Below are 26896 nucleotides of genomic sequence, written 5' to 3'. Positions count from 1 at the left end.
TAAGACGTTGAAGCCTACGGGAAGAACTTGTCCAGTTCCGCCGGCTTCTGCAGCGTGCCGTACTTCAGGGCGGCGTCGGCGAGCTTCTGCGCCGCCTCCATGTTGAAGTCCTTGCGGAACGTGGGCAGGGCCATCTCCGCGCGGGCGGCTTCGTCGATCTTGGTGTAGGTGCCCACGATCTCCCGGACCTCGTCCGGGTTCTCCTGCGCGTACTCCAGCGAGCGGTTCATCGCGGCCTGGAACTTCTTCACCAGTTCCGGATCGCCGGAAACCGTCTCGCCGGTGGCGAAGTAGCCCGAGATATCCAGGTTCTTGTCGAAGTCGGCGAAGTTGTAGGAGACCACGCGGCCGCCGTCCTCGACGGACTGGGACAGGAACGGGTCCAGGATCCACGCGGCGTCAACCTGACCGTTGGCCAGCGCGGCCGGGGCGTCCGGGAAACCGATCTCGACGAACTTCACGCTCTCGGGGTCGCCGCCGTCGGCCTCGATCACGCTGCGGATCGTGGTGTCGCCGATGTTGGAGAGGGTATTCACGGACACGGTCTTGCCGGCCAGGTCCTTGGGCGACTTGATGTCCGAATCGCCCTTCACCACCACCCCGCCGAAGTCGTGCGAGGTGTCTCCCGAGGTGGAGTTGCCGTTGGCCACCAGCTGGATGTCCAGGCCCTTGTCGTTGGCGACCATGACCGAGACGACGTTGCCGAAGGCGAAGTCGAACCCGCCGCTGACCACGGCGGGGATGGCCGCCGCGCCGCCGGCGACGTTCTGGATGTCCAGGTCCAGGCCCTCTTCTTCGAAGAAACCCTTCGAGTCACCGAGCCACAGCGGTGCGGTGTCCACAATCGGGATCACGCCAACGGTCACCTTGGTCAGGTCGCCGGCGCCGGCGGATTCGTTCCCCCCGGCCTCGTTGCCTCCGCCGCCGCTGGGCGATCCGGATCCACAAGCCGCCAGGCCAAGCGCGGAGACACCGGCCAGCAGCGTCAGGAATGTTCGCTTCATGTCACTTCCTCAGTTCGAAAAAATCAAGTGACAGTGCCCGCGGATCTCCCCCAACCGGAGAGCGCGGTCATTGCGCTGCCACCGGGGACCACTATGTCACGGCTCACACCGCACGCCTGCCGCGCGTTCGAAATGTGACGCGTCACCCACTTGTTGGCGTCACCCCTTGTTCGCGTCACCCCCGCCCCCGCTGGTTCGCGCCACCCACTCTGCTCGTCGTCGCCCCCTTGTTGCCGGGCCCGCCAGCACTCGCCCTCACCGGACGGCGAGTTGCTCCTTGACCTGCTTGCGCAGCACCTTGCCCAGGATCGACTTGGGCAGCTCCTGAACCGCGACGATTTGGCGCGGGACCTTGTACGCGGCCAACCGGCCGCGGCAGTAGTCCCGCAACCCCTGTTCGTCCAGCCGGACGGCGCCTCCGGGGCGAAGCACGACGGCGGCCGCCACCTCCTCGCCGCCCTCCGGGCGCGGAAGGCCGACCGCCGCGGCCTCCACGACGTCGGGGTGTGAGCGGAGGGCGTCTTCGACTTCGGACGGCGAGACGTTGAAGCCGCCGGTGATGATCAGTTCCTTCACCCGGTCGACGATGCGGACGTTGTGCTGCGCGTCCACGGTGACGATGTCGCCGGTGCGCACCCAGCCGCCGTCGAGCAGGACCTCCGCCGTTTCCTCCGGCTTGCCCCAGTACCCCTGGAAGACCTGCGGGCCGCGGATCAGGAGTTCGCCCGGCTGTCCCCGCGCGACGTCGCGCGCCGGGTCCTCCGGGTCAACCACCCGCATCTCCGTGCTGGGGAACGGGACACCGATCGTGCCGTTCTGCCGCGTCGGCGCGAACGGGTTGCCCAGGGCCACCGGCGAGGTCTCCGTCATCCCGTAACCCTCCACCAGCAGGCCGCCGGCGGTCTCCTCCCACAGGTCCACGGTGGCCTGCGGCAGGTTCATGGCACCCGAGATGGCGAACCGCACGGACCCCAAATCCACCCGGCGCTTCCTGGCCTCCCGGGCGGTCCGCTCGTAAATGGGCGGCACCGCGCAGAAGATGGTGGGCGGGGTCTTCTTCGCCGCTGCCAGCACCAGGTCCACGTCAAACTTGGGAAACAGGACCACCCGCGCGCCGATGAGCACCCCGAACGTCAGGTGCAGGGTCATCCCGAAGGCGTGGAACATCGGCAGGATCGCGTACATGACCTCCTTGCCCTCGGACACGCCGTGCATCCACGCGCGGCCCTGCTCCGCGTTGGCCCGCAGGTTCCGGTGCGTCAGCATGGCGCCCTTGGGTTTGCCGGTGGTGCCGGAGGTGTACTGGATGGCCGCCAGGTCGGTCACCGCCGGCCGGGGGTGCGACTTCTTCAGCGGCCTGGCCTGCAGCAGCCTCTCCCACGTCACGGTTCCCTTAACCCGCGTGGTCAGCGCCTTCCGCGCGGTCCTGGCCGCCGGGACGGGCAGCCGCAGGGCCAGGCGCTTGGCCCGGGGCATCGCACGGGCGAGGTCCACTGACACGATCGCCTTAACCTCGATGTCCGGCGGAAACGCCTGCACCTTGGCCACCACGTTGTTCCAGACAACGGCAACCGTCGCCCCGTGGTCCTCGAACTGGTGGCGGAGTTCGCGCTCGGTGTACAGCGGATTATGTTCGACGACGACGGCGCCCAGACGCAGCACGGCGTAGAAGGCCACCACGTGCTGGGGGCAGTTCGGCAGGATCAAGGCCACGCGGCTGCCCGGGCCTACGCCAAGCCGGCGCAGGCCTTCCGCCACCCGGTCGATCTGGCGGCCCAGCTCGCGATAGCTGGTCGTGGCGCCGAAAAAGTCGAGGGCCGTCTTCCTCCGAAACCGGCGGACCGAGTCTTCCAGCATGTGCGACAGGGATTCGGTCGGTACATCGATCTCGGCCGGCACGCCTGGCTGGTAGTTCTGCAGCCACGGGCGATTCTCAACGGTGGACACAGCAGCGGCCCGTCCTCTCACTCGGTTGCTACCAGTCTAGGGCGCGTCTTTTGGGCCCAACCAGCAGCGCCCCGTCCTCCTGACGGAGAACGGGGCGCTGCGGGTCATGCCGGTTACTGCGCGGGCAGCTGCAGAACCTGGTCCACGAAGATCAGGTTCGGATCGGAAACGGTGTCCGCATTGGCGGCGAACAACTCCTGCCATCCGCCCTGAAGGCCCAGGGACTGGGCGATCTTGCCCAGGGTGTCGCCGGGCTGCACGGTGTAGGTTTCGCCGCTGACCGCCGGTGCCTGGACCGCGGGTGCGGCCGGTGCCGGGGCCGGAGCCTGGGCGGCCGGTGCCGGGGCCGGAGCCTGGGCGACCGGGGCCTGCTGGACGGGTGCCTGCTGGATCTGGGCCGACTGGCTGCTCACCTGCGACCCTCCACCGCCGCCGGCCAGTCCCAGCTTGGACGAGCAGGCGGGCCAGGCGCCCCAGCCCTGGCTGTCCAGGACGTTCTCGGCCACGGCAATTTGCTCTGCGCGGCTTGCATCAGCGGCAGAACCGCTGCCGCCGTTAGCCGCCCACGTCCCCGGGGCGAACTGCAGGCCGCCGGAGTAGCCGTTGCCGGTGTTGATGTTCCAGTCGCCGCCGGATTCGCACTGGGCCAGTGCGTCCCAGGTTGCCCCATCGGCGGCGTTCGCGGCCGGTCCGACCAGCGCAACGCTGGCTCCTGTCAGGGCGACGGCGGCGAGGCCGCCACGCAGGGCACGGCTGAGGTTCAGGTTTTTGTTTGGATTCACAATGCTCCGTTGAGGCCGCCTTGTGCTCAGTCCGTCCCCGAACGTCTCCGCACCGCCGTCAGCCACTCGCATAATCGAGGTCATGTGGACGTCTGCCATTCTGACGGCGAAAGGCGTGGGCAGCGTCCGGGCATTCCATGGGTAGTTCATGCCGGAAGTTCCGGCATCCCCTGGCACGGTCATCTCGCCCGCGCACGAACTGCACGTTACCGTAAAGTAACCAACGTTGCAAAACCGTGATCTGCCACGAGCGTGTCGGTGCGCGCGGCGGCTCGAATTACGGCTAGGCGCGCCCGCGCCCCTATGGCCCCTTCCCACTGCCCGGCCCAGCACGTAGCGTGGGGATTCCTATTCGATCGGAAGGTTTTCCCATGGCAGAGAATCCCAGTCCCATTGACATCCAGAAGGCCCTGGGCGGCGTGGACTACCCGGCATCCGCCGCCGACCTGGTGAAGAAGGCGGAACAATCCGGAGCCGGGGACGACGTCCTCTCGGCGCTCAAGAATCTCCCCGACAAGCAGTACGAAAGCCCGGCCGAGGTCAGCAAAGCGGTAGCCGGCAACTAGCGCCCTCGGCCGGCAGCCCTGTCCACCGGCACCACCTCGACGTCGAAGAGGCGGCCGCCGTCGGCCGTCGCGGTCATGTACGTGCAGACCGGCTGGCGGCGGCGGTCCGTGGGCGAACCCGGGTTCAGCAGCCGCAGGCCGCCGGGCGTCGTGGTGTCCCAGGGGATGTGGCTGTGGCCAAACACCAGCACGTCGGCATCGGGGAAGCGAGCTTGGCAGCGCTGTTCGCGCCCCTTTGCCGACCCGGTTTCGTGCACCATGGCGAACCGGACCCCGGCGATCGTCGCCCGGGCAATCTCCGGCAGCCGCGCGCGCAGGTCATCGCCGTCGTTGTTGCCGTACACCCCGACCAGCCGCCGGCTCCGCTCTTCCAGGTCGTTAAGCAGCCCGGCGGTGACCCAATCGCCGGCGTGGAAGACGACGTCGGCCGCCTCCACCGCGTCCCACACCTGGTCCGGGAGGTGCCGCGCCCGCTTCGGCACGTGGGTGTCCGCCAGCAGCAGCAATGAGGTGGCCATACCGGCATCCTCGCATATCGGGTCAGAGGCCGAAGGCCATCCGCAGCCCGAGCGCCAGCATGACGACGGCGATCAACCCGTCGAGCAGGCGCCAGGAGCCGGGCCGGGCGAAGAAGGGCCGCAGCAGCCGGGCGCCGAAGCCGAGGGCGCCGAACCAGATGAGGCTGCCCGCCACGGCGCCGGCGCCGAAATACCAGCGCAGTTCCGGCCCCTGGGTGTTGGCGATGGAACCGAGCAAGAGGACCGTGTCCAGATAGACGTGCGGGTTCAGCCAGGTCAGGGCCAGCGCCGTGGCAGCCGTTGCGGCCAGTCCCCCGCCGGAGCGATTGGCCGAGGCGGTCAGCACTCCCGGCCTGATTGCCCGTTTGGCGGCGAACACCGCGTAGGCCAGCAGGAACGCCGCGCCGCCCAGGCGGATGACGTCCACAACCGCCGGAGCGGCCTGAATCACGGCACCGATGCCGGCAATGCCGGCGGTGATCAGCACTGCATCGGACACCGCGCAGATGAGAACGACGACGCCGATGTGCTCGCCGCGGATGCCCTGGCGCAGCACGAAGGCGTTTTGCGCCCCGATGGCGACGATCAGGGCCAGCCCGGTTCCCAGGCCCAACAAAACGGTGGGAGCAATAGCGGTGGTCACAACAGTCGACGCTACTGACAACCCGAGCATCAGTACAGCTAAAGAAACTTGCGTTACGTAAGCTGGCCTTATGCAGCCCTTCCAATTCGACCACCTGGCGACCTTCGCCGTCGTCGTTCAGGAGGGCAGCTTCGATGCCGCCTCCCGCGTGCTCCACGTCACGCCTTCGGCCGTGTCCCAACGGATCAAGGCGATGGAGCAAGCGGCGGGGCAGGTCCTGTTGCAGCGCACCGCTCCGGTGCGGCCGACTGCGGCCGGAGACGTGGTGCTGCGGCTGGCGCGGCAGGTGCGGGTCCTGCAGGCCGATGCGCAGCGCGAACTCGGCGGCGACGGTGACGGCGTGGCCCTGCCGCTCGTGGTGAACGCGGATTCGCTGGCCACGTGGTTCCTGGGCGCGCTGGCCCGCATGCCGCGCGAGGGGGGCGTGTTTTTCGAAGTCCACCGCGAAGACGAGCAGCATTCGACCTCGTTGCTGCGGGCAGGACGGGTGACGGCGGCGGTGACGGCGACGCCGGAACCGGTCCAGGGCTGCTCGGTGGAGGCCCTCGGCGCGCTGCGCTACCGGGCGGTGGCGAGCCCGGCCTACTTGGAGCACTGGCGGCCAGCCGGGACCGGGCACGACGACCTGGCGTGGCTTGCGGGCGCGCCGGTGCTGGATTTTGACCGCAAGGACGACCTGCAGGAGCGCTTCTACCGGGAACTGACCGGCGTTACGCTAGGAGCGCCGCGGCATTATCTGCCCGCGTCGGCGGAGTTTGCCGCTGCGGTCCGGCTGGGCCTTGGCTGGGCCCTGCTGCCGGAGCAACAGTGCCTGGCGGACGTCCGCGACGGGACGCTGCACGAGCTGGCCCCCGACCTGCCGGTGGACGTGCCGTTGTACTGGCAGCGCTGGAAAATCAGCTCGCCGGTCCTGGACGAACTGACGTCCTGCGTTCGGCTGACTGCCCGGGAACAGCTGCGGCAGCACTAGCCCCCCGCGCCCGGAAATCCCGCGGCGCGCGGTGCCTCCGCCGGCCGCCAAGGGCGCCGTTTTCTCGGCCCCGAGCCCCGGCACCGGTGCCCGGCCCCTACAGTGGAGGGGGAGATCCAGACGAAGGGGCACGATGCAAGACCGCATTCGCAACGCCCGCCTGCTCGAGCGCGTGATGAGCGCGGAGCAGGCGGCCGAACTGATTAAACCCGGCATGACCGTGGCCATGAGCGGCTTCACCGGCGCCGGTTACCCGAAGGCGGTGCCGCAGGCGCTTGCGGCACGGATGGAAACCGCGCACGCGGCCGGGGAGCAGTTCAAGATCCGCGTGCTCACCGGCGCTTCGACGGCCCCCGAGCTGGACGGCGCCCTCGCCAAGGTCGACGGGATGCAGCTGCGCCTGCCCTACCAGTCGGACCCGGCGCTGCGCGAACGGATCAATGCCGGCGACCTGGACTACATCGACATGCACCTCAGCCACGTCGCCCAGCACACCTGGTTCGGGTTTTTCGGCGACGTCGACCTGGCCGTGGTCGAGGCGGTGGGCATCCTCGAGGACGGACGGCTCATCCCGTCCACCTCGGTGGGCAACAACATGACCTGGCTCCGGCAGGCCAGCCAGGTCATCGTGGAGATCAACAACGCCCAGCCGGTGGGTCTCGAGGGCATGCATGACGTCTACTACGGCACCGCCCTGCCGCCGGAGCGCAGGCCGATCCCGCTCGAGCATCCCGATGACCGGATCGGTGAACCCTACCTGCAGGTGGATCCGGACAAGATCGTGGCCGTCGTGCACACCGATGCGCCCGACCGGAACTCCCCCTTCAACCCGCCCGACGACGCGTCGCAGCAGATCGCGGGCCACCTGCTGGACTTCCTGGACCACGAGGTCCGGCGCGGGCGCCTGACCGAGCAGCTGCTCCCGCTGCAGTCCGGCGTCGGCAATATCCCCAACGCCGTGCTGGAGGGCCTGGCGGCCGGCGGCTACCGCGGCCTGACCGCCTACACCGAGGTCATCCAGGACGGCATGCTGCAGCTGCTCAAGGAGGGTGTGCTGCGCATGGCCTCCGCCACGTCCTTCTCGCTCAGCCGCACGGGCCTGGAGGAGTTCAACGCCAACGTCGACTACTACCGCGAGCGCATCATCCTGCGCACCCAGGAGATCTCCAACCACCCCGAGCTGGTCCGCCGACTGGGCTGCATCTCGCTCAACGGGATGATCGAGGCGGACATCTACGGCAACATCAACTCCACGCACGTGGCCGGCACCAAGGTCATGAACGGCATCGGCGGCTCCGGCGACTTCGCCCGGAACAGCTACCTGTCCGTCTTCATGTCCCCCAGCATGGCCAAGGGCGGGAAGGTCTCCAGCATCGTGCCGATGGCCAGCCACGTCGACCACACCGAGCACGACACGATGATCGTGATCACCGAGCAGGGGCTGGCCGACCTGCGCGGCCTCGCGCCGAAGCAGCGGGCGCGCAAGATCATCGAGACCTGCGCGCACCCGGACTACCGCCCGATGCTGCAGGACTACTTCGACCGCGCCTGCCGGGACAGCTTCGGCAAGCACACCCCGCACCTGCTCGGGGAGGCCTTGTCGTGGCACCAGCGCTTCGTGGAGACGGGCAGCATGCTCCCCGCAGAGCAGTAACGGTCCGCATCCCCCACCCAAGGCTGCGAGGCGCAGGCTCAGCGCTGGTAGATTCTGGCGAGCACGGCGTCGAAGACCCGGTCGGGCAGCAGCCGGCGGGCGCCCATGATCGTCCGCGCGCCCCTCCCGACCGGGTACCGGCTGCGCGTGCGCCGCGCGCCCGCCACCCGGGCAATGCGGCGGCCAACGACCTCCGGCCGCGTTCCCGTGCGTTCCGTGTAGGCCCCGCCAATCGCCCGCGCCACTCTCTCCGCCTGCTGCGCATACGCCGTGCCTTCGGAACTCCGCTGCAGACTCTCCACTGCGATGGCGTCCCACTCGGTCAGGATCGGCCCGGGCTCGACGATCACCACGTCGATGCCGAAGGGCTTGAGCTCCACGCGAAGGCAGTCCGACAAACCTTCGACCGCGAATTTCGCCGCGTGGTACCAGCCGCCGAGGGGTTCGTAGAACACGCCGCCGATCGAGGAGACGTTGATGATCCGCCCGCTGCCCTGGGCCCGCATGGCCGGGGCCGCCAGTTGGATAAGCCGCCCCAGCCCGAACAGGTTCACCTCGAACTGCTGCCGGGCGTCCTCCAGCGGCACGTTCTCGATGGCGCCGTAGGAGGCGTACCCGGCATTGTTGACCAGCACGTCCAGCCGTCCCTGCTCCGACAGGATCTGCTCCACCCCGCGCACCATCGACGCGTCGTCGGTCAGGTCCATCTCGAGGACGCGGATCCCGTGCGCTTCCAGCGGGCGCATCCGCTCCACGCGGCGCGCGGCCGCGTAGACGGTGAAGCCGCCGCGTGCCAGTTCCCGGCAGGTGTGTTCCCCAATGCCGGAAGACGCTCCGGTTACCAGTGCCGTTTTGTCCATCGCCATCGCGCCGTCCGCCTCACTTCGTCAATGCCATCGCGACGGCGGTGCCCTGCTCGTCCGGCGACGTCCGGGCGCCGCCGTCGGCACCAAAGACCCGCCGGCAACCGTCGATGGCGCCAGTGTAGCGGCCCCGAGTGGAGAGCAGCGGATGCCGACCCGGCTTGCCCTGTGGCCCTCTGAACGTCCCTTGCGGGCACCCTACCGCGGCCGCTCCCGCCGTCTCGACAAGTGCCGAAGTCCGGAGCACACTGTTGGCAATACGAGGGCTTTACCCCGTTGCATAGTGGCGGCCCAAGGCTGACCCCTCAAGACAGCAGACGCAGCCGGGCCGCCGTCGGGAGGCGGATCATGGATCAAGACGGCGTCGTCCGGCCCACTCGCGCAGATGAGCAGGATTCACCCGTGCCCACCCGCTCGCGGTTGCGGCTGGCCGCAACTCTGCTCTTTGCCGGGGTGCTGGTCTCCTTGCTGGCCGGAATATTCCACCCTGGCGCCGCCAACGCCAATGATCATGCAGCAGCCTTCTCCGAGTACGCGAACAGTGCTTCCTGGACCGGGATTCATGTGGGCCAGTTCGTGGGAATGACAATCCTGATTGCCGGGCTGCTGGTCCTGTTCGCGGCCCTGGACATCCACCGCGGCGCGGCTTCCTGGGTGTCACGGTTTGCCGGCGTCGCCGCGGCAGCGGCGCTGCCGCTTTATGCGGTCCTTCAAGCCGTTGACGGCGTTGCTCTGAAGCAGGCGGTGGATGCCTGGGCAGCCGCGCCGGAGGCGGAGAAGGCCGCCCGCTTCGATGTCGCGGAAGGGATTCGTTGGCTGGAATGGGGCGCCCGCAGTTACCAAAGTCTGTTGCTGGGGCTCTCGTTTGTGCTGTTTGCCGTCGCTATTATCTGGAGCGGCCGGGTATCAAGGTTCGTGGGCTCCTTGCTGGGGCTGACCGGTTTGGCTTACCTGGTGCAGGGCTGGGTCATTGGTGCCGAAGGATTTTCGCCGAATAACGCCCTGCCGACCCTGGTTGGCATCGCGGCGAGCCTCGTCTGGAGTATCTGGCTTTTGATCAGTGCTTGGCGGCGCCGGCCGGCGGCTTCGCGCTGGGCCTGACCGATGTCGATAGCACTCAGACGGCGTGAGGAATTCAGGAAAGGCGGCGGAACTCTCCCGCCGCAAGCTGGACATAGATCGGCAGTGTCATTTGGATCGGTGCAACGCCGACCGGCTCGTCAAGCAACTCGTTGATCGTCGTCTGCCCTTCCAGTTCGGTCGCTTGGTGCCCATCCATGACTCGACCCTACGTGGACAGGCCGCTCCCGGTGCCAAGACACGCGCCATCTGCCGCTTGGCGCCGGCCTGCTCAGCTTCGGTCACGCTCGGGATGTTCATCTACCGTCCCGGTTCTATGGCGACAGTCGCTGCCGGTGGTTAGAGTCTTCGACATGGAAGGGGTTCCGTGGGCAGCACCGTCCGGTTCCTGATCCTGCCGCTGATGCTGTTGGCGCTGCTTGCTCTGCCTGGATCCGTCGCCCCGCGATCGTATCCAAGTGCCATTGCGGGACTCGGAGATTCCATTACCCAAGCCGCAAACACCTGTTGCCGGCCCGGCAACTACCCGGCCAAGTCCTGGTCAACCGGCGACGGGCGGTCCGACGACATCCGCAGCCACTACGAGCGGCTGGCGGCGCTGCACCCCCAGATCAACAACAACAACTTCAACGACTCGGCAAGCGGCGCCCAGGCGGCAGATCTTCCTGGACAGGCGTCCATGGCCGTGGCCCAGAAGGCGGACTACATCACCCTGCTCATCGGAGCCAACGACCTGTGCGCCTCGTCGGCATCAGCGATGACGTCCACCGCCGATTTCGCCAGGCACGTCGCGGCTGCCCTCGATTCGCTGCACCGCGGGCTGCCGCGGGCCCGCATCTACGTCAGCAGCATTCCCGACCTTCATCGCCTGTGGTCCGTTTTGCGCACCGATCAGGAGGCCAGACGGGTCTGGGCGGCCAATGGAACCTGCCCCTCCGTGCTTGGCGCCGAGCTCACCGAGAACCAGCGGCAGGAAGTGGTTGCCCGCGAGCGGGCCTTCAATGAGATCCTCGCGGAGACGTGTGCACGGTACGGGAACTGCCACTGGGACCGGGGCGCCGTGTACGCCTACAAGTTCTCCGCCCACGAGATCAGCACACTGGACTACTTCCACCCCGGCCCCGCCGGCCAGGCCGCACTGGCCGAGCTGACATGGCAAGCCTTCCAGGGACGCCGCTGAACCTGCATGTCAGCCACCGGGCATCCAGCACGGCCCCTACCAGATGAACAAGAGACAACTACCCAAAAGCGCGACCGGATTAGCAACTCTGCTGCTTTTCGTGCGGGGACGCTGGTACTCGTAAGATTTTGAAGTTCTTGTCAGCAACATCCGCCCTGCTTAATGACTCATTTTCTGCGCGTGTTAGCTTGATCACCGTCCTTTCCGGCGGCCCGCCCGGAAAGCTGAACCACCGCTGCTACCTTCCGGAGGCACAATGGGACTCAGCTCCCCCACGCATACAGACGACAGTGCTGTGGCGCCCACACCAGCTGCAGAAACACGACGCGGATCCTTCCCAGGGGCAGTGGCGGGCCGCACCTCCGGCACGGCCGACAACGAACTCAAGCGCGGGCTGAGCAGCCGCCACCTGCAAATGATCGCCATCGGCGGTGCGATCGGCACGGGGCTGTTCGTGGCCTCGGGCGGCACGATTTCCCAAGCGGGTCCCGGCGGAGCCTTGGCCGCCTATGCGTTGGTCGGACTGATGGTGTTCCTGCTGATGCAGTCGCTGGGCGAAATGTCGGCCAAGATTCCGGTCGCCGGTTCCTTCCAGACCTTTGCCACCCGTTTTGTCTCGCCGTCCTTCGGGTTCGCGATCGGCTGGAACTACTGGTTCAACTGGGCCATCACGGTGGCCGCCGAGCTGGTCGCCGCCGGAATCATCATGGACTTTTGGTTCCCGGGAGTCCCGGGCTGGGTGTGGGCCGGGATCTTTCTGCTCGTCTTGACCGGGCTCAACGCCCTCTCCGCCAAGTCCTTCGGGGAGTCGGAGTTCTGGCTCTCCCTGATCAAGGTCGCCGCAGTCGTGCTCTTCCTGATCGCCGGCGTGCTGATGATCTTCGGCATCCTCGGGGATAATTCGCCAGGCCTGAGCAACTGGGAAAACCGCGATGAAGTTTTCCACGGCGGTTGGGTCTCGATCATCTCGGTCTTCATGATCGCCGGGTTCTCCTTCCAGGGCACCGAGCTGGTGGGCGTCGCCGCGGGCGAAGCCAAGAACCCGCGCCGCGAAGTGCCCAAGGCCATCCGCACGGTCTTCTGGCGCATCATGCTCTTCTACATTGGCGCCATCTTCATCATCGGCTGCCTCATCCCGTTCACCGATCCGAGTCTGCTGGCCTCCGGCGAGGCCGATGTCGCAGTATCCCCGTTCACGCTCGTCTTCTCGCGCGCCGGGATTGCCTTCGCGGCGGCTCTGATGAACGCGGTGATCCTGACCGCCATCCTCTCGGCGGGCAACTCCGGACTGTATGCCTCCACGCGCATGCTTTATGCCATGGCCCATGACGGCAAGGCCCCGAAAATCTTCCAACGAACCAATGCGCGCGGCGTGCCGATTCCGGCGCTCCTGGCCACCGCGGCCGTGGGACTCTTCGGGTTCCTCTCAGCGATCGTCGGTCAGGGCGCGGCCTACTCATGGCTGCTGAACATGTCCGGCCTGTGCGGCTTCATCGTGTGGGCGGGAATCGCCATCTCCCACTACCGCTTCAGGCGCGGCTTTTTGGCGCAGGGCAACAAGGTCAGCGACCTGCCGTACAAGGCCTCCCTGTTCCCCATTGGCCCGCTGCTGGCCTTCGCCATGCTGGTCCTGGTCATCGCCGGACAGAACTACGAGGCCGTGCTGGCCGGGCGGGGCATGGAGGTGCTTTCCTCCTACATCGGGCTGCCGGTCTTCATCGCCCTGTGGCTGGCCCACCGCTTCATCACCAAGTCCAAGGTGGTGCCGCTGCTCGAGATGGACCTCCGGTCACCGGAGGACCTCGAGGAGGAACCCGCCGACGCCACACGGTGACCCTGCTGCCCCGGGACTACCCAGGCAGAGCGGGGCGACGGCGGTACCCAAGCGCTGCGGGGCCCCGGCCGTAGCCGCTCGCCACGTTATGGCGGCAACCTGCCCGGTGTCACCCGCTCGGCGCCGGAGCGGGTTCGTCAGCCGGAGCGGGCGCAGGGGCAGGCTCCTGCACGGGGGCGGGTTCGGGTTGCGGCGTGCCGGTGGGCATCGGTGCCGGGGATGTGGTCGCCGTTCCGGGCTCGGGCTCACCGGCGGGTGCCTCTGCCGGTGCTGGTGGCAATCCGCTGCCGGTGTCGGCCGGAGTTGTTGCCTCGGGAGACGAGCCCGAGTCGGCGGTCTCGTCTGTTTCGGACGCCGCGTCCGTGCCTGTGTCGGCGTTGCCGTCAGCCATGGCGGCGTCCTGTTCGATGATGCCGAGGATGCGCATCTTGTAGTCGTTCAGCCGGGCCTGGATTTGGTCCAGGGGAACGTCTTCGAGCGACCGGCCGTAGGCCGCGATCTCTTCCCACAGGGTCGCCAATTTCTCCATGCCTGCGTCGCTGAGCGGGCCGTCGAGGGTGAGGACAAGCTGGCTGGCGAGGGCGTAGGTGAGGCACTCGACGCAGTTGTAGTTGGCCGCGGCCGAAAGGTTTTGGGGGACGACGACGTCGGCCTGGCCGAGGATCAGGACAACCTGGAAGCCGACGGCGACGGCGGTGCAGTCCCGGCAGGAAGCGAAGGCGTAGGCCTCGTTCGTGGCGTCTACCGGCCCGTCTTCGGCCCACACCAGGGCGAAGGCGACGTCGTAGACCACGGATCCGTCCTCAACGTTGACGGCCAGGGCCTGGTTTCCGTCCTCCTCGGGGGCCAGCGGCCGGTCGAACGGGAAGACCCAGGCCGGCGGTGTGCCGGCGCCAGCTTCAGTAACGGTGGTGCCGGAACCGCCGTCGTGCTGTAAATTCTCGGCTGTGTCCGTCGCAGCGGTCTCCTGGTGCCCGGCCTGCAGCTCGCGGGGAACGAGGACCATCGCCAGTTGCGGTTCCTCCGCCATGGGCAGGTCGGTGCCTGAGGGCCAGGCCGCCACCGTTTGTCCTGCGCCGCCTTCGGCCAGCCCTGCCTGTGACACCGGGGCGAAGGAAGCCGCCGCATCGAACAGGGTTCCGCGTTCGTAGGGCTGCACCGGGCGGTAGGCGCCGTCGTCGGGCCACCAGGCCCAGGCCAGGCCGGCCAGAACGGCTGCGGCGGCGGCCATGGCGGTCACCCGCCGGAGCGGCCGGCCACGGGTTTTCGCCCAGGCCGCCGTGCCAAGCTGGCGGGCCAGGCGCAGCAGGATGTAGGCGATCCCGAGAACGGGAAGCGCGACGGCGGTGATCGCCAGGACACGCACGGCCATGCCGGCGACATCGCCGTCCGAACCGGCGTCGGCCAGCAGCCTTTGCTGGTCCATGATGCTGGCCCAGGCCGTCCCCAGGACCCGGGGAAGCGAGACCACCATCATGGCCAGGCAAAACAGGAGCAGCGGCACCGTGACCAGGACCCAGGCGGTCACGACGGCCCTGGCCCAGGGCTTGAGCAGCTTGGGTTCGGGGTCGGACCACCGCCAGGGCAGCAGCCCCAGCAGGGTGGGCTTGATCCGTTGGAACAGGTCGGGAACCCCGGTGGCGTCGGCGAGGATGTGGTAGCCGTCGAAGCGGACCAGGGGCAGCAGTTGGCGCACCATCTGCAGGATCTGGGTCACCACCACCAGCAGCAGGGCGTCGAAGCCGGTGAGCCACCAGACGCCTATCGTGCCCACCACGACGATGGCGTTGAAGTACAGGCCGCCCAGGTCCGTGCGGAGCCGGCCGCCGCGTCCCAGGCGGTAGGAGTCGGTGACATCGGTGTAGAAGGCCGGCCAGATCAGGTACAGGCCCACGCCCATGGCTCCCGGCGTCGCGCCGCCGCGGCGCGCCCCGGCGGCATGGCCGAACTCGTGGAAGCCGGCCGAGAGGATGGTGATGGCGAACACCAGGAGCAGCAGGCCGGGATTGGCGAAGGCCTGGTGCGTTGCCGAACCGAGGCCCTTGACCATGAGCACCCACCAGCACGCCGCCAGGAAGGCCAGGGTCACGGGCAGGGCGATCAGCGGATGGAACAGGACGGCGAACGGAGCCGTCAGCTTCCGGGTCAGCGCGGGGTCGGTGACCGTGTAGCGGAAGCGCATGCCCAGCAGCGGGCTCGCCTTTTTGACGTCGGGCTGCGAGCCGTCGGCGAGCCGCAGCAGGCCCAGCGGCAGCAGCTGTTTGTCGATCAGGGTCTGCACGTTTCCGGCAGTGATTAGCCTGCCGGACTTCTCACCGGCGTGCTCGGCAATCTGGTCGAGGCTCCGGGAGCCGTCGACGCCCTCCAGAATGGCATACAGGAGCGGGGTGAGCTGGAGCGTCTGGCCGTCCGCGCGCCGGACCAGCGCGGGCGGCTCCCGGTAGCCGGATCCCCGTGCAGGTCCGAGGAGCTGCACGCCGTCGGCCAGCGCCGGGACGTCAATCAAAGGGGCAGCCGACCGGCCGCCGGGCAGCGGGTCACTCGTGGCCGGCGGCCGGCTCGGACTGATGCTCATTCAGGGACTATTGTTCGAGGTCGGACTGCTGGCCGGCGCTGGCCTGGGCGCTGCCGTCAATCTGCTGGTTGATGATGGCGTCCTGCTGCGCCACCGCGACGGCGTTGCTGTCGATCGAGCCGATATTCGCCGCCACCGCGGCGTCGATCGGCGCGGCAACGTTGGCGTTGGCGGCCACGGCGCCGTTGATCGGGGCGGCGATATCGGCGTCCGCGGCCAGATCGACGTTGACGTTGAGCAGGTTCCCGTCGAGGGTCGACCCGAGGCCTTCCGTGACGGATCCGGTGTCGGGCAGGGTGCCGTCCGGCAGGGTCCCGTCCGGCAGCAGCGCCGGAGCAGTTTCCTCCTGCCCGGTGGCGCCCTGGGCAAGGCCGGAATCGCCGACGGCGGCGCCCGTCCCGGCAGCGGAACCGGCCGTTGCCCCGGTGTCCTCCAGGGTGTCATTGCCCTGGTCGATGGTGCTGTCCTGGGTCGACTCGGCGGTCGCGTCGGCGGTGATGCCCTGATTGATGATGACCCCCTGGTCGGACAGGGCCTGCGCCGTGGAGCCGGACGAGAGGAGGTTGGCCGAGGCGGCGGCATCGATGGGGGCCGCCACGTTGGCGTTCGCCGCGACGGCCAGGTCGATCGGCGCGGCCGCATCGATGGCCAGGTCGAGATCGGCATTCAGATCCAGGATGGACGCGACTTCCTTGTCCGGCAGCGCGGTCCCGGACTGGGATTCGAGTTCCTCCGGCGATAGCGGCGTGCGTCCCATGTCGTTGCTCATCAAAATCTCCGTCTCCGGCGCAAAGCGCCATTCGTTCCAACCCGTTGTCGAAACCTGTCGATTCTTGTCAACGGCCCGGCGGTACCGGCGCCTCGGTCATCAGCCTTCCTCTCGACGACATCAACGCAAAGCATACTGATGAATCCATTCATTGTGTAGGCGCCGACGTTCGGCCGCACGCGCAGAGGCGGACGCGGCCCTGGATGTGCGGGGACGGCGAGTGACTGCCGGCTGGACCTTCGGAGAGCGGCGGCCGGCGGGACGCGACCTTGAATTGGCGGCCGGCGCAACCCTGGAGCGGCAACGGGGCCCGATGTTTGGCGGCGTGAATTTGGGCTCTTACCGGCACTGTGTGTAGGGTGTGAGGCGAATCACCCACAACTGAATGCCTTTCGAACCGTGGCGGGAGAGTCCTCTCCGCACACCATCCGGGCAGGCGCCGTAGGAGCAAATCCTCCCCAGGAATCTCTCAGGCCCATGTACCGCCGCGGCTAGGCAACTCTGGAAAGCAGCCAGGCAGCAGCCTGGCTCACCGACGGTGCAAGCGGAACACACTCCGCGGAATCTCTCAGGTCAAATACAGAGCGGGGAGGAACCCAATCCCAGCCGAGCCCTCGGGCCGGCCCAATCTTGGAGTTCCTCATGACTTCTGACCTGCAGCGGCGCGTCCTCCGCAGCCATCGCTCAAAGACTTGGTTGCCGGCCCTGGCCCCACCTTAATTCCCGCCCCGTCGTTCCCGGTGCCCGCGCCCTGATCCTCGAGCCAAGGAGTCCGGGGATCTGGCGACCAGCGACCGCTTCAGCGAAGCCATGATCGCCGTCCGCACGTGCTTCCGCCCCGAAGCGTCAAGGCGAACAAAACGGGTGCACTACAGGGGCCGAGGCGACCTCCTCTCATCTCCTCAACAAAAAGCGTGTTTAAGAAAGGCATCACAGTGAGCAAAGTCAACGCCGAACTACGATACTCCGCGGAGCACGAGTGGGTGGCCGCCGACGGTTCCGGCCCGTCCAGGATCGGCGTTTCTGCCGTGGCAACCGAGGCGCTGGGCGACATCGTGTACGTGGATCTCCCCGAGGTCGGTACCGTCGTGACGGCCGGCGAGACCTGCGGTGAAATCGAGTCCACCAAATCCGTTTCGGACCTCTACTCCCCGGTGACCGGTGAGGTCATCGAAGTCAACGGCGACGCCGTGGCCGACCCCGCCGTGATCAACGATGACCCCTACGGTGCCGGCTGGCTGTTCACCGTCCAGGTGTCGGAGGAGGGCCCGCTGCTTTCCGCCGAGGAGTACGCCTCCGCCAACGGTGGTGAAGTAGCGTGAGCGCGGCAATGACGGCGGTCGCCAGCACCAGCCTGAACGCGGACCTGGGTGTCCTCGATCCGGAAATTGCCGCCCAGATCGACAACGAGCTGCGCCGCCAACAGTCCGGGCTGGAAATGATCGCCTCCGAGAACCACACCCCCGTCGCCGTCATGCAGGCCCAGGGCTCGGTGCTAACCAACAAATACGCCGAGGGTTACCCGGGGCGCCGGTACTACGGCGGCTGCGAGCACGTCGACGTGATCGAGCAGCTGGCCATCGACCGGGTCAAGGATCTGTTCGGCGCCGGCTTCGCCAACGTCCAGCCGCACTCCGGCGCGCAGGCCAACGCCTCGGTAATGCACGCCCTGATCAAGCCCGGCGACACCATCCTGGGACTGAACCTGGCCCACGGCGGACACCTGACCCACGGCATGAAGATCAACTTCTCCGGCAGGCTCTACAACGTGGCCGCCTATGGCGTCTCCGAGGAGGACCACCGGGTCGACATGGCCGAGGTGGAGCGGCTGGCGCACGAGCACCAGCCGCAGCTGATCATCGCCGGCTGGTCCGCCTACCCGCGCGAGCTCGACTTCGCGGAATTCCGCCGGATCGCCGACGACGTCGGGGCGTACCTGATGGTGGACATGGCACACATCGCCGGCCTGGTGGCCGCCGGCCTGCACGCCAGCCCGGTGCCGCACGCCCACGTGGTCACGTCCACCACGCACAAGACGCTGGCGGGTCCGCGCGGCGGCATCATCCTGACCAACGAGGCGGACATCGCCAAGAAGATCAATTCCGCGGTGTTCCCCGGCCAGCAGGGCGGGCCGCTCGAACATGTCATCGCGGGCAAGGCCGTGGCGTTCAAGGTTGCCGCCTCCGAGGAATTCGCCGACCGCCAGCAGCGTACGCTGGCGGGCGCACGGATCCTGGCCGAGCGGCTGTCGCAGCAGGACGTTGCGGAGAAGGGCATCACGGTGCTGACCGGCGGCACGGACGTGCACCTGGTCCTGGTTGACCTGCGCAATTCGGAGCTGGACGGCCAGCAGGGCGAGGACCTTCTGGCCGCCATCGACATCACGGTGAACCGCAACGCGGTGCCGTTCGACCCGCGGCCGCCCATGGTCACCTCCGGCCTGCGCATCGGCACGCCGGCGCTGGCCACCCGCGGCTTCGGCGACGAGGCGTTCCGCGAGGTCGCGGACATCATTGCCGAGGCCCTCATCGCCGGGCCGGCCAATGCCCTGTCCGGCCTGAAGGACCGGGTGGAGGCGCTGGCCCAGGCGCATCCGCTCTACCCGGACCTGGCACCGGTTTCCACGCCCACCGAAGGGCGCTGAGGAGCATCATGGCCGTCGGCGTCTTCGACCTCTTTACCGTGGGCATCGGTCCGTCCAGTTCGCACACCGTCGGTCCGATGCGGGCGGCCGCGGTCTTTGCCGGGGAACTGATGTCAACGGGTGTGCTGGACCGGGTCGCCGGACTGCGGGTGGACCTGTACGGATCCCTCGCGGCCACCGGCCGCGGCCACGGCACGTTCACGGCGGTGATGCTCGGGCTGGAAGGTTTCCAGCCCGAGCAGATCCTGCCCGACGACGTCGAATCCCGCCTGGCGGAGATGGCCTCGACCGGCGAGTTGCAGTTGTGCGCGCGGGTCGAAGGCTCGGCCGGGCGGGTCCTGGCCTACCGGGTCGAGGACATGGTGCAGCATCCGCTCACCGTGCTGCCCCGGCACACCAACGGGATGAAATTCCAGGTGACCGACGACGCCGGCGCGGTCCTTCACGAGGCGACGTTCTTTTCCGTGGGCGGCGGCTTCGTGGTCCGCGACGGCGAGGAAGAAGCGGCGGCCCGGGAGCCGGATGCCGCCCAGGCGACGCTCCCCTACCCCTTCCGGACGGCGGCGGTACTGCTCGAACACTGCCGCAACACCGGCCTGGGCATCAGCGACATCATGATGCTCAACGAGAAGGCCTCGCGCTCCGAGGCGGAGATCCGTGCCGGCCTGATCCACATCTGGCAGGTGATGGAGGAATGCAAGGACTCCGCCATCAAGCGCGAAGGTGTCCTGCCCGGCGGGCTGAACGTCCGACGCCGGGCCCCGGCCTGGCATGAGCGGCTGCGCAAGGAAGACAAGGACCGGGACCCCAAGTACTGGCAGGAATGGGTCAACCTGGTGGCCCTGGCCGTGAACGAGGAGAACGCCTCGGGCGGCCGCGTCGTCACCGCACCGACCAACGGGGCGGCCGGCATCATCCCCGCGGTCATGTTCTACGCCACGCACTACGCGCCGGGCATGGACAAGGCGACGCAGGCGGACAAGGAAGACGTCATCGTGAAGTTCCTGCTGGCTGCCGCCGCCGTCGGGGTCCTCTACAAGGAGCAGGCCTCCATCTCCGGCGCCGAGGTCGGCTGCCAGGGCGAGGTGGGCTCCGCGTCCTCCATGGCCGCAGCGGGACTGGCCGAGGTGATGGGCGGCAGTCCCGCGCAGGTGGAAAACGCCGCCGAGATCGCCATGGAGCACAACCTGGGGCTGACCTGCGACCCGATCGGCGGCCTGGTGCAGATCCCCTGCATCGAGCGCAACGCCATCGGCGCCGCCAAAGCCGTGAACGCGGCCAAGATGGCGCTCTGGGGAGACGGCACGCACCGCGTCTCGCTGGACGAAGTCATCATCACGATGCGCGAAACCGGCAAGGACATGAGCTCCAAGTACAAGGAAACCGCGATGGGAGGCCTGGCCGTCAACGTCGTCGAGTGCTAGCCGCGCCCCGGTCCGGCGAAGCCCCGCGGGCGGCTGTATTGCCCCGTATTCACTGTCCCTTTTCGGTGTGGCCCTTGATGTCGATCAGGTGCTCCTCCATGGCATCGAAGGCCCCGTCTCCGTCACGCGCCAAAACAGCCTCAAAAATGCGGCCGTGCCACATCACAGAGCTCCTAACGCGTTCCAGCGTCAGGAATTCGTCGGCACGCGAGGGGGCCATCAGGTCGTTGGACATCGCCAGCAATTCGGTCAGCAGCGGGTTCAGGGAGAGCCGGGCCAGTTCCGCGTGGAAATCCAGATCGAGTTTTCTTAATTCCGCGTTTGAGGGCTGGGAGCGGGCCGCCTCTTTGGTGGCCGCATCGAGGATCGACCGCAATTTGGACACCTGGCCACGCGCCCTGATGGCCGCCCGCTTGGCGATCCCCGGCTCGATGACAAGGCGGAGATCCATGACGTGATTCATCGGGTCACCGGCACCGCTGCTACCGGTCAGCGACGAGGAGCCGAAGGCCAAGAGCGGTTCGTCGGCTACGTAGGTTCCGCTGCCGGGGCGGCGATACAGCAGGCCGACAGCCTCGAGCTCGCGCAGGGCTTCCCGCACGGTATTCCTGGACAAGCGGTAATTCTCGGCAATTTCCCGTTCGCTCGGGAGTTTAGCTCCGGGGCTCAGGGTGCCGTCCTCAATCCGGGTGCGAATTGCCTCGGCAAGAACGTCTACGCGATCGCTGAATACCAATAAGGGCTCCTGCCTCAGGCTGCGCATATTCGTCCTCTCGATGGGTACCGGTGAGCGGGTGTCCCCCTGACCGCAAAGTTCCGGCAATTAAAAGTGTATTTCCCGGCGTCACACCTTGTGGATTAGTGACTCACCTCACTATGCTACCCAAAGTGGTCCAACCACCCTACCGGTTCTGTGAACTAGCAGAGGAAGCCCCCGCAATGAATCAAGCAGCAATCTCGACGCCGCACCATCTGGCCACGGAGGCCGGGTGGGCCGTTCTCCAGGAAGGCGGAAGCGCGGTCGACGCCGCCATCGCCGCTGCCGCCGTCCTGTCCGTCGTCTACCCGCACAACTGTTCCATCGGTGGCGATTTGGTCGCGCTGGTGAAGGAACCCGATGCAGAGCCCGAGTGCGTGCTTGCCGTAGGCCGAGCCCCCGGTGCCGGCCGCCTGGCGGACATGAGGGATCGGTTTGGCGAGAAGATGCCGGCCCGGGGACCGGCGACCCTCACGGTTCCCGGAGCCCCCGCGGGCTGGCAGCACCTGCACGAGCGGTACGGGCGGCTGGATCCCTCGACCCTGCTCGAAAGGGCGGCGGAACTCGCCGGCGGCTATCAGCTGTCCCGGTCGGTGACGATGGCAGCGGTCAAAGCAGCAGCTGCCGGAGGAATAAGTGCCGAACTGGTCTCCTCGTTGTTTGGTTCCTCGTTTGAGCCGGGCAAGCGCGTGTCGAACCCGGCGCTGGCGGAAACGCTGCGCCGCATGGGTTCGGCTGGGTTTCAGGAGTTCTACCGGGGCACGACGGGCGAGTCACTGCTCTCGTTCATGCAAGGCCACCGCGCCGAATTCAGTGCCGACGACTTCGCATCGGTCGTTCCGGTCACGGCCGCGCCGCTGTCCCATCGCGGCGAAAGCCACACCGTGTACACCAGCCCGCCGCCCACCCAGGGCTTCGCGCTGATCCGGCTGCTGGAGAACCTGTCTGCGACCACGGGCCATGCGGTGACATCGCCGGATGTCGTCGAGGCCATGCAGGTCAATGCCCGGATCTGCAACCACCTCCGGGACAACATCCTCAGTGAAGACTCCGAACCGTACTTCTACCGCGATTACGGCCTGGAGGACCTGCCCTCATCCGAAACCCCCGCACTGGCCTCGGCCCGGGCCGACGGAGACACGATCGGAATTTCGTGCGTCGACAGCACGGGACTGAGCGTGTCCTGGATTCAGAGCCTGTACTCGTCCTTCGGCTCGTACCTGATGGATCCGGCTACCGGCGTTATCCTGCAGTGCCGGGGCTCAATGTTCTCGCTGAACGACTCGCAGCCGAACGCCTTCCGGGGCGGAGCCATGCCGCCGCACACGCTGATGCCGGTCATGGTGACCGATGAGCAGCAACGCATCCGCTACATTCAGTCGACCATGGGCGGCAAGGCCCAGCCGCAGATCCACGCCCAGGTATTGCTGAGGCAGTGGGCGGGCGAATCGCCGGCGTCTGCGCTGCTGGGCCCGCGCTGGATGATCGTGCAGGACGACCAGGGTGCCGATGTGGCCGTCATTGAACAGTCCGTGGATGCCGGGGCGCGGGAGCAGTTGGCCGCGAGCCTCGGCCGGACCCGCATGGAGCCGGACTTCACCGACGGGCTGGGGCACATGCAGCTGGTCACGGTGGATTCCGCCGGCGCTCCGGTGGCGGCCAGCGATCCCCGATCGGACGGATCCGGACGCTACGGACCGCTCGGATGACGCTGACGGAAAAGCGTCCGGCAAAGAGTGCCCGGCGCGGCTGGCTGCTTCCCGATCCGCTCCTCTTGACGGTGCTCTCGTTCGGCACGGGCTTCCTGGATGCCCTGACCTACCTCGGACTGGACCGCATTTTCGGTGCCAACATGACCGGAAACCTGATTCTGGTGGGGATCGGACTGAGCGGGGACTGGGCCGAATTGATCCACCCGCTGGTCGCCCTCCTCGCGTTCTGCGTCGGATGCATGGTGGCGGGCCTGTGCAACAGGCTGCTGGAGGCAAAGAAGCGGGGATCACCGGCCCCGCGGATGCTGTTCCTCACCACCGGGGTGCTCCTGGCCGTGAGCACCGCCCTCGCTTTCATAAATGGGGGCGGATCTTTGGGACTGGTCATCACCGCCCTCATCGGGGTGGCCATGGGTTGCCAGAGCCTCGCCGCGAGACTTCTGGCGGTCCCCGAGATTAACACCGTGGTCGTCACCTCCACCCTCTCGCAATTCTTCGCCGAGGCCGGAGCGGGCCGAACCTGGCGCAAACGGCGTGTTTCGGCGCGCCAGCTGGCAGCCGTGGGAAGCATGCTGGGCGGCGCCATCGTCGGTGCGGCCGTCGTACCCTTTGCCGGCCTCACGGCCCTCGCCGTTCCCACCGCCCTGGTTCTCCTGATGGCTCTTTTCTGCCGGCGGCTGGAACCCCAGGCGTCCTGACACCTGCCCGCTGCGAGCCCGATCGAGAAAGGGGAAAGATCCAGAGGCTGCCCTGACGGAACAAGCCTCACGTCGATTGCACCAATTCTTCCAAGAACAGGAAATCCAAATGTCTGAGTACAACGCGCCAACCGGAGCGGTGAACCACGCCGACCGGATTGACGACGACGGCGGCAAGCCCGCCAAATGGAAAATTGTCGGCCCCGGGCTCGTCGTAGCGGCCACCGGCGTGGGGGCAGGGGACATGGTCGCCACCCTGGTGGCCGGCACCCAATTCGGTTACCAGCTCTTCTGGGCCGTCATCGTCGGTGTCATCATGAAGATCGTTCTGGTCGAAGGCGCCGGACGCTACACCCTGGCTACCGGCAAGACCATCTTCGAAGGCTGGCTGACGCTCGGCCGCTGGACCACCTGGTACTTCGGCCCGTACATCATCATCTGGGGCTTCGTCTACGGCGCCACCGCCACCTCCGCGGCAGCGCTGCCGTTGGCCGCCATGTTCCCGGTGCTCCCGCTGTGGGCGTGGGCCATCCTGAACAGCCTGGCCGGCTTCGTCATGATCTGGTTCGGCAAATATGCCACCTTCGAGAAAATCACCGCAGTGCTGGTCGGCATCATGTTCGTCACCGTCGTGGGCCTGGCCATCATTGCCGTTCCCAACATCCCCGAAATGCTCAAGGGGCTGATCCCCTCGATCCCGGCCGAAGGCGGCCTCCTGTCCACCCTGGCCCTCGCCGGCGGCGTCGGCGGCACCATCACGCTGGCAGCCTACGGCTACTGGCTGCGTGAAAAGGGCTGGTACACCCCAAAGTGGATGCGTGTCATGCGCATCGATAACTCCATGGCCTACGTCATGACCGGCATCTTCGTCATTGCCATGCTGATCGTCGGCGCGGAGGTCGTCCGCTCGGCCGGAGTCTCCATCAGCGGGAGCGATGAAGGCCTGCTGGATCTGGGCAACGTCCTCAACGATCGCTACGGCGAGGTCGTCGGCACAACCTTCCTGATCGGCTTCTGGGCGGCGTCGTTCTCCTCCATCATTGGCGTCTGGAACGGTGTGTCCCTGATGTTTGCCGACTTCTGGGGCCACATGCGCAAGAAGCCCTCCGGCCATCCGGACACCCGTATTGGGGGCAAGTACTTCAAGTTCTATGTGCTCTGGCTGACCTTCCCGCCCATGCTGCTGTTCATCATGGGCAAGCCGATCGCGCTGATCCTGGCCTACGGCGTCCTCGGCTCGCTGTTCATGCCGTTCCTTGCCCTGACCCTGCTCGGCCTGCTCAACGGCAGCCGCGTGCCCAAGGCGTGGGCCAACCGCCTGCATACCAACATCGCGCTGGGCATCTGTGCCCTGCTGTTCGGCGTCCTCGGTATCCAGCAGTTGGTCAAGTCAATCGCCCCGCTCTTCGGCGGCTGACACCAGGGTGGGGTGACTCAGCGGCTGCACAGCCCCGCCGCAGCGTCCGGCAGCGTAGCTGGCCTGGCCACCACTGCGGTCCCGAGGCAAGGACGCCTCGGCAGCCATGTAGAGAAGTTATAGGTACGGAAGGCCCGCAACGTCGCGGGCCTTCCGTCTCCCTTTGGTGATGCTCCGGCAGCTGGTTGTTCGGATCGCAACCGCTGTTTGCCGGTCAGGCCAGCCAGCGACGCCAGCGTGACTGCTCCGGTTCCGGCGTTGGTTCCGGCTCCGGCTCCTCGCCCAAGGCCAGCGCGGCCTCGACGATGTCGTCCTCGGTGAGCGTCATGACGGCCTCACGATCGAGCGCATCGAGACTTCGTTCCTCGTCCAGCGACAGCCGCAGCGCCTGGCGGTTGAGCGACTGCTCGAACAGCGTGCGGGCGAACCGTGCGTTGCCGGAGTCCTCGCCCGCGTGGAGCCCGGTGAAAATGCGGCGCAGCATCTGGTCCGCACCCGACTCCAGCGTGTACTCGTGTTGGGCCAGCATCTGGTGGAAGATCGTCTGGAGTTCGTCGATGGAGTAGTCGGGGAACGTGATCTCACGGGCGAATCGAGAGCGCAGTCCGGGGTTCGAGAGCAGGAAGGACTCCATCAGCTGCGGGTACCCGGCCACGATCACGACCAGGCGGTGGCGGTAGTCCTCCATCCGCTTGAGCAGGACCTCGATCGCCTCGGGGCCGAAGTCCGCCCGGCCGTCCTCCGGGGCCAGCGCGTAGGCCTCATCGATGAACAGAACGCCGTCCAGCGCACGCCGGATCACCCGGTCCGTCTTGATGGCGGTGGCGCCGACGTACTGCCCCACCAGGCCGGAACGGTCGACCTCGACCAGGTGGCCTTTCTGCAGTAGACCGACGGCGCGGTACATCTCGGCCAGGAGTCGCGCCACGGTGGTCTTGCCCGTGCCCGGGTTTCCGAGGAACACCAGATGCTGTGATGTGGCCACTTCCGGCAGGCCGTGCGCCTTACGGCGGGCCTGGACCTGGAGCAATGCGACGAGGGCCCGCACCTGTTCCTTCACGGTCCCCAGTCCGATCAGCGTATCGAGCTCGGCCTGCACCTCGGACAGCGGCCGGGCCGGCCCGGGCCTCGCACCGATGCGATCGCCGACCAGGTCGTCGACGCGCTCCGAACCGTGCAGCTTGAGCTGATCGGCCAGATGACCGATGGTTTCGCGCAGGTCGTCGAGCGGATTGCGGCTGGGAGCCATGCACCCACTGTAGTACCCGGTCCCGGCCGGGGTGGGGTCGGCCTCACTAGTATCACCACTCTTTGGCCGCTGGCAGCGATCACGCAAGCCGGTCCGCTATCCCGGCAGGCATGAGGGAGAGCGCATGCATGGGCCTGAATGAATTAGAGGCTGGTGCCTTAAGTTCAAGCCCTATCGGGTGGCTAACCCGTTTGAGCATCCTCCAACGCTCCACTCCCCTGATGGCAGTCTCCACTCAGCATTGGCCCCAGTCGACATAATCACGTTCATCGGCCCTTAAAAACGGGCAGAGGGAGTGGCTGCTCAAGGGCTCCACGACCTGGAGCAGAGTGCTGGTCTGGACTCAGCGCGTGAAGGTGCGCGCCGGGGCGGCCCAGGGTAGTTGAAAGCCGATTTGGAAGCATCGCTGGTCGCGATCTTTAGATGACCCTGGCATACTCCCTCGGCGAAATCCCATCGCGCCGCTAGTCGGACTGGTCCAGTCAATGATTGCCCCGTTATCAGGGGACCTGCAGGATCTGGGTTCAGGCGAGTTTGGTTACCTGGTAAGTGTGGCCGGCCGCACGGAGTCGCTGCATGAGCACGTTGCCGAGTGCAGTGGCCGGTGTTA

23 protein-coding genes and 1 riboswitch are annotated in these 26896 nt (G+C 67.2%); of the genes, 12 read left to right on the top strand and 11 right to left on the bottom strand.

The features are described from left to right. Nucleotides 1-14: 14 nt before the first annotated feature. The 3 genes from AC5RW2_RS21990 to AC5RW2_RS21980 all read right to left on the bottom strand — a co-directional run bounded on the left by AC5RW2_RS21990 (nucleotide 15) and on the right by AC5RW2_RS21980 (nucleotide 3733). On the bottom strand, nucleotides 15-1004 hold the full coding sequence (locus tag AC5RW2_RS21990; RefSeq protein ID WP_494074562.1) for an ABC transporter substrate-binding protein: 990 nt from the start codon (nucleotides 1002-1004) through the stop codon (nucleotides 15-17). Between the two features lie 255 nt (nucleotides 1005-1259). Continuing rightward, nucleotides 1260-2951, bottom strand: coding sequence for a long-chain-fatty-acid--CoA ligase (locus AC5RW2_RS21985; RefSeq protein WP_494074561.1), 1692 nt, complete (start codon nucleotides 2949-2951; stop codon nucleotides 1260-1262). 113 nt (nucleotides 2952-3064) lie between these two features. Further along, nucleotides 3065-3733, bottom strand: coding sequence for a transglycosylase family protein (locus tag AC5RW2_RS21980; RefSeq protein WP_494074560.1), 669 nt, complete (start codon nucleotides 3731-3733; stop codon nucleotides 3065-3067). Nucleotides 3734-4104: 371 nt separating this feature from the next. On the opposite strand from AC5RW2_RS21980, the gene AC5RW2_RS21975 reads away from it, so the two are divergent. Then, on the top strand, nucleotides 4105-4299 hold the full coding sequence (locus tag AC5RW2_RS21975; protein ID WP_493979809.1) for a DUF2795 domain-containing protein: 195 nt from the start codon (nucleotides 4105-4107) through the stop codon (nucleotides 4297-4299). Here AC5RW2_RS21975 and AC5RW2_RS21970 read toward each other — a convergent pair. Then, nucleotides 4296-4817: a metallophosphoesterase family protein gene (locus tag AC5RW2_RS21970; protein ID WP_494074559.1), complete on the bottom strand. Its 522-nt coding sequence runs from the start codon at nucleotides 4815-4817 to the stop codon at nucleotides 4296-4298. The genes AC5RW2_RS21975 and AC5RW2_RS21970 overlap by 4 nt on opposite strands. Nucleotides 4818-4839: 22 nt before the next feature. Next, nucleotides 4840-5490: a LysE/ArgO family amino acid transporter gene (locus AC5RW2_RS21965; protein WP_494001108.1), complete on the bottom strand. Its 651-nt coding sequence runs from the start codon at nucleotides 5488-5490 to the stop codon at nucleotides 4840-4842. Between the two features lie 40 nt (nucleotides 5491-5530). On the opposite strand from AC5RW2_RS21965, the gene AC5RW2_RS21960 reads away from it, so the two are divergent. Together AC5RW2_RS21960 and scpC are read left to right on the top strand one after the other, a co-directional pair. After that, on the top strand, nucleotides 5531-6430 hold the full coding sequence (locus AC5RW2_RS21960; RefSeq protein ID WP_494074558.1) for a LysR family transcriptional regulator ArgP: 900 nt from the start codon (nucleotides 5531-5533) through the stop codon (nucleotides 6428-6430). 133 nt (nucleotides 6431-6563) lie between these two features. After that, nucleotides 6564-8084, top strand: coding sequence for a succinyl-CoA:acetate CoA-transferase ScpC (scpC, locus tag AC5RW2_RS21955; protein WP_494074557.1), 1521 nt, complete (start codon nucleotides 6564-6566; stop codon nucleotides 8082-8084). Between the two features lie 38 nt (nucleotides 8085-8122). On the opposite strand, the gene AC5RW2_RS21950 is transcribed toward scpC, so the two are convergent. Beyond that, the gene (locus AC5RW2_RS21950) at nucleotides 8123-8944 is read right to left on the bottom strand and encodes an oxidoreductase (protein ID WP_494074682.1); all 822 of its coding nucleotides are present in this window, start codon (nucleotides 8942-8944) and stop codon (nucleotides 8123-8125) included. 423 nt (nucleotides 8945-9367) lie between these two features. Here AC5RW2_RS21950 and AC5RW2_RS21945 point away from each other — a divergent pair, with 423 nt between their 5' ends. Further along, nucleotides 9368-10048, top strand: a complete 681-nt coding sequence (locus AC5RW2_RS21945) for a hypothetical protein (RefSeq protein ID WP_494074556.1) — start codon at nucleotides 9368-9370, stop codon at nucleotides 10046-10048. Between the two features lie 34 nt (nucleotides 10049-10082). Here AC5RW2_RS21945 and AC5RW2_RS21940 read toward each other — a convergent pair whose 3' ends face one another. Then, nucleotides 10083-10226, bottom strand: a complete 144-nt coding sequence (locus AC5RW2_RS21940) for a hypothetical protein (protein ID WP_494001112.1) — start codon at nucleotides 10224-10226, stop codon at nucleotides 10083-10085. A 168-nt stretch (nucleotides 10227-10394) separates the two neighbouring features. Between AC5RW2_RS21940 and AC5RW2_RS21935 the strand changes: the two genes are divergently transcribed. Beyond that, nucleotides 10395-11207 carry an SGNH/GDSL hydrolase family protein gene (locus AC5RW2_RS21935; protein ID WP_494074555.1) on the top strand — a complete coding sequence of 271 codons (813 nt, stop codon included), beginning with the start codon at nucleotides 10395-10397 and terminating at the stop codon, nucleotides 11205-11207. A 256-nt stretch (nucleotides 11208-11463) separates the two neighbouring features. Beyond that, the gene (locus AC5RW2_RS21930) at nucleotides 11464-13041 is read left to right on the top strand and encodes an amino acid permease (protein ID WP_494074554.1); all 1578 of its coding nucleotides are present in this window, start codon (nucleotides 11464-11466) and stop codon (nucleotides 13039-13041) included. Nucleotides 13042-13150: 109 nt separating this feature from the next. Here AC5RW2_RS21930 and AC5RW2_RS21925 read toward each other — a convergent pair whose 3' ends face one another. Further along, complete coding sequence (locus AC5RW2_RS21925; protein ID WP_494074553.1) at nucleotides 13151-15616, bottom strand: zinc metalloprotease; 2466 nt, start codon at nucleotides 15614-15616, stop codon at nucleotides 13151-13153. 7 nt (nucleotides 15617-15623) lie between these two features. Next, nucleotides 15624-16385 (bottom strand): peptidoglycan-binding protein, encoded by a 762-nt coding sequence (locus AC5RW2_RS21920; RefSeq protein WP_494074552.1) that lies wholly within the window; start codon nucleotides 16383-16385, stop codon nucleotides 15624-15626. Between the two features lie 393 nt (nucleotides 16386-16778). After that, nucleotides 16779-16880, top strand: a riboswitch (glycine riboswitch). 440 nt (nucleotides 16881-17320) lie between these two features. Between AC5RW2_RS21920 and gcvH the strand changes: the two genes are divergently transcribed. From gcvH to AC5RW2_RS21905, 3 genes are read left to right on the top strand one after another with little or no spacing between them, the layout of a single operon-like run. Then, the gene (gene gcvH, locus AC5RW2_RS21915) at nucleotides 17321-17707 is read left to right on the top strand and encodes a glycine cleavage system protein GcvH (protein ID WP_493989946.1); all 387 of its coding nucleotides are present in this window, start codon (nucleotides 17321-17323) and stop codon (nucleotides 17705-17707) included. Between the two features lie 8 nt (nucleotides 17708-17715). Next, nucleotides 17716-19029: a serine hydroxymethyltransferase gene (gene glyA, locus AC5RW2_RS21910; protein ID WP_494074681.1), complete on the top strand. Its 1314-nt coding sequence runs from the start codon at nucleotides 17716-17718 to the stop codon at nucleotides 19027-19029. An 8-nt stretch (nucleotides 19030-19037) separates the two neighbouring features. After that, nucleotides 19038-20453: an L-serine ammonia-lyase gene (locus tag AC5RW2_RS21905; protein ID WP_494074551.1), complete on the top strand. Its 1416-nt coding sequence runs from the start codon at nucleotides 19038-19040 to the stop codon at nucleotides 20451-20453. 49 nt (nucleotides 20454-20502) lie between these two features. Here AC5RW2_RS21905 and AC5RW2_RS21900 read toward each other — a convergent pair whose 3' ends face one another. Continuing rightward, complete coding sequence (locus AC5RW2_RS21900) at nucleotides 20503-21216, bottom strand: FadR/GntR family transcriptional regulator (RefSeq protein ID WP_494074550.1); 714 nt, start codon at nucleotides 21214-21216, stop codon at nucleotides 20503-20505. Nucleotides 21217-21392: 176 nt separating this feature from the next. Here AC5RW2_RS21900 and AC5RW2_RS21895 point away from each other — a divergent pair, with 176 nt between their 5' ends. From AC5RW2_RS21895 to AC5RW2_RS21885, 3 genes are all read left to right on the top strand, one after another. Then, entirely contained in the window at nucleotides 21393-22919 is a 1527-nt protein-coding gene (locus tag AC5RW2_RS21895) for a gamma-glutamyltransferase (protein ID WP_494074549.1), read from the top strand. Next, complete coding sequence (locus tag AC5RW2_RS21890; protein WP_494074548.1) at nucleotides 22916-23620, top strand: YoaK family protein; 705 nt, start codon at nucleotides 22916-22918, stop codon at nucleotides 23618-23620. The genes AC5RW2_RS21895 and AC5RW2_RS21890 overlap by 4 nt, the downstream gene beginning before the upstream one ends. Nucleotides 23621-23729: 109 nt before the next feature. Beyond that, nucleotides 23730-25037 carry an Nramp family divalent metal transporter gene (locus AC5RW2_RS21885; protein ID WP_494074547.1) on the top strand — a complete coding sequence of 436 codons (1308 nt, stop codon included), beginning with the start codon at nucleotides 23730-23732 and terminating at the stop codon, nucleotides 25035-25037. Between the two features lie 214 nt (nucleotides 25038-25251). Here the strand turns inward: AC5RW2_RS21885 and AC5RW2_RS21880 are convergent, their stop codons facing one another. After that, nucleotides 25252-26286, bottom strand: a complete 1035-nt coding sequence (locus AC5RW2_RS21880; RefSeq protein WP_494074546.1) for an AAA family ATPase — start codon at nucleotides 26284-26286, stop codon at nucleotides 25252-25254. Nucleotides 26287-26896: the final 610 nt, after the last annotated feature.

Source organism: Arthrobacter sp. B0316-1-20 (genome assembly GCF_059091865.1).
Note: the sequence above shows the minus strand (reverse complement) of the source record. Positions and strands in the feature narration are given on the sequence as shown.

Bases quoted from the DNA above. Each gene is read 5' to 3' on its own strand.
- AC5RW2_RS21895 (WP_494074549.1), top strand. From the start codon at position 21,393: ATGAATCAAGCAGCAATCTCGACGCCGCACCATCTGGCCACGGAGGCC.
- AC5RW2_RS21940 (WP_494001112.1), bottom strand. From the start codon at position 10,226: ATGGATGGGCACCAAGCGACCGAACTGGAAGGGCAGACGACGATCAAC.
- AC5RW2_RS21960 (WP_494074558.1), top strand. From the start codon at position 5,531: ATGCAGCCCTTCCAATTCGACCACCTGGCGACCTTCGCCGTCGTCGTT.
- AC5RW2_RS21890 (WP_494074548.1), top strand. From the start codon at position 22,916: ATGACGCTGACGGAAAAGCGTCCGGCAAAGAGTGCCCGGCGCGGCTGG.
- AC5RW2_RS21950 (WP_494074682.1), bottom strand. From the start codon at position 8,944: ATGGACAAAACGGCACTGGTAACCGGAGCGTCTTCCGGCATTGGGGAA.
- scpC (WP_494074557.1), top strand. From the start codon at position 6,564: ATGCAAGACCGCATTCGCAACGCCCGCCTGCTCGAGCGCGTGATGAGC.
- glyA (WP_494074681.1), top strand. From the start codon at position 17,716: ATGACGGCGGTCGCCAGCACCAGCCTGAACGCGGACCTGGGTGTCCTC.
- AC5RW2_RS21930 (WP_494074554.1), top strand. From the start codon at position 11,464: ATGGGACTCAGCTCCCCCACGCATACAGACGACAGTGCTGTGGCGCCC.
- AC5RW2_RS21905 (WP_494074551.1), top strand. From the start codon at position 19,038: ATGGCCGTCGGCGTCTTCGACCTCTTTACCGTGGGCATCGGTCCGTCC.
- AC5RW2_RS21990 (WP_494074562.1), bottom strand. From the start codon at position 1,004: ATGAAGCGAACATTCCTGACGCTGCTGGCCGGTGTCTCCGCGCTTGGC.
- AC5RW2_RS21965 (WP_494001108.1), bottom strand. From the start codon at position 5,490: ATGCTCGGGTTGTCAGTAGCGTCGACTGTTGTGACCACCGCTATTGCT.
- AC5RW2_RS21900 (WP_494074550.1), bottom strand. From the start codon at position 21,216: ATGCGCAGCCTGAGGCAGGAGCCCTTATTGGTATTCAGCGATCGCGTA.
- AC5RW2_RS21920 (WP_494074552.1), bottom strand. From the start codon at position 16,385: ATGAGCAACGACATGGGACGCACGCCGCTATCGCCGGAGGAACTCGAA.
- AC5RW2_RS21925 (WP_494074553.1), bottom strand. From the start codon at position 15,616: ATGAGCATCAGTCCGAGCCGGCCGCCGGCCACGAGTGACCCGCTGCCC.
- AC5RW2_RS21970 (WP_494074559.1), bottom strand. From the start codon at position 4,817: ATGGCCACCTCATTGCTGCTGCTGGCGGACACCCACGTGCCGAAGCGG.
- AC5RW2_RS21880 (WP_494074546.1), bottom strand. From the start codon at position 26,286: ATGGCTCCCAGCCGCAATCCGCTCGACGACCTGCGCGAAACCATCGGT.
- AC5RW2_RS21975 (WP_493979809.1), top strand. From the start codon at position 4,105: ATGGCAGAGAATCCCAGTCCCATTGACATCCAGAAGGCCCTGGGCGGC.
- AC5RW2_RS21885 (WP_494074547.1), top strand. From the start codon at position 23,730: ATGTCTGAGTACAACGCGCCAACCGGAGCGGTGAACCACGCCGACCGG.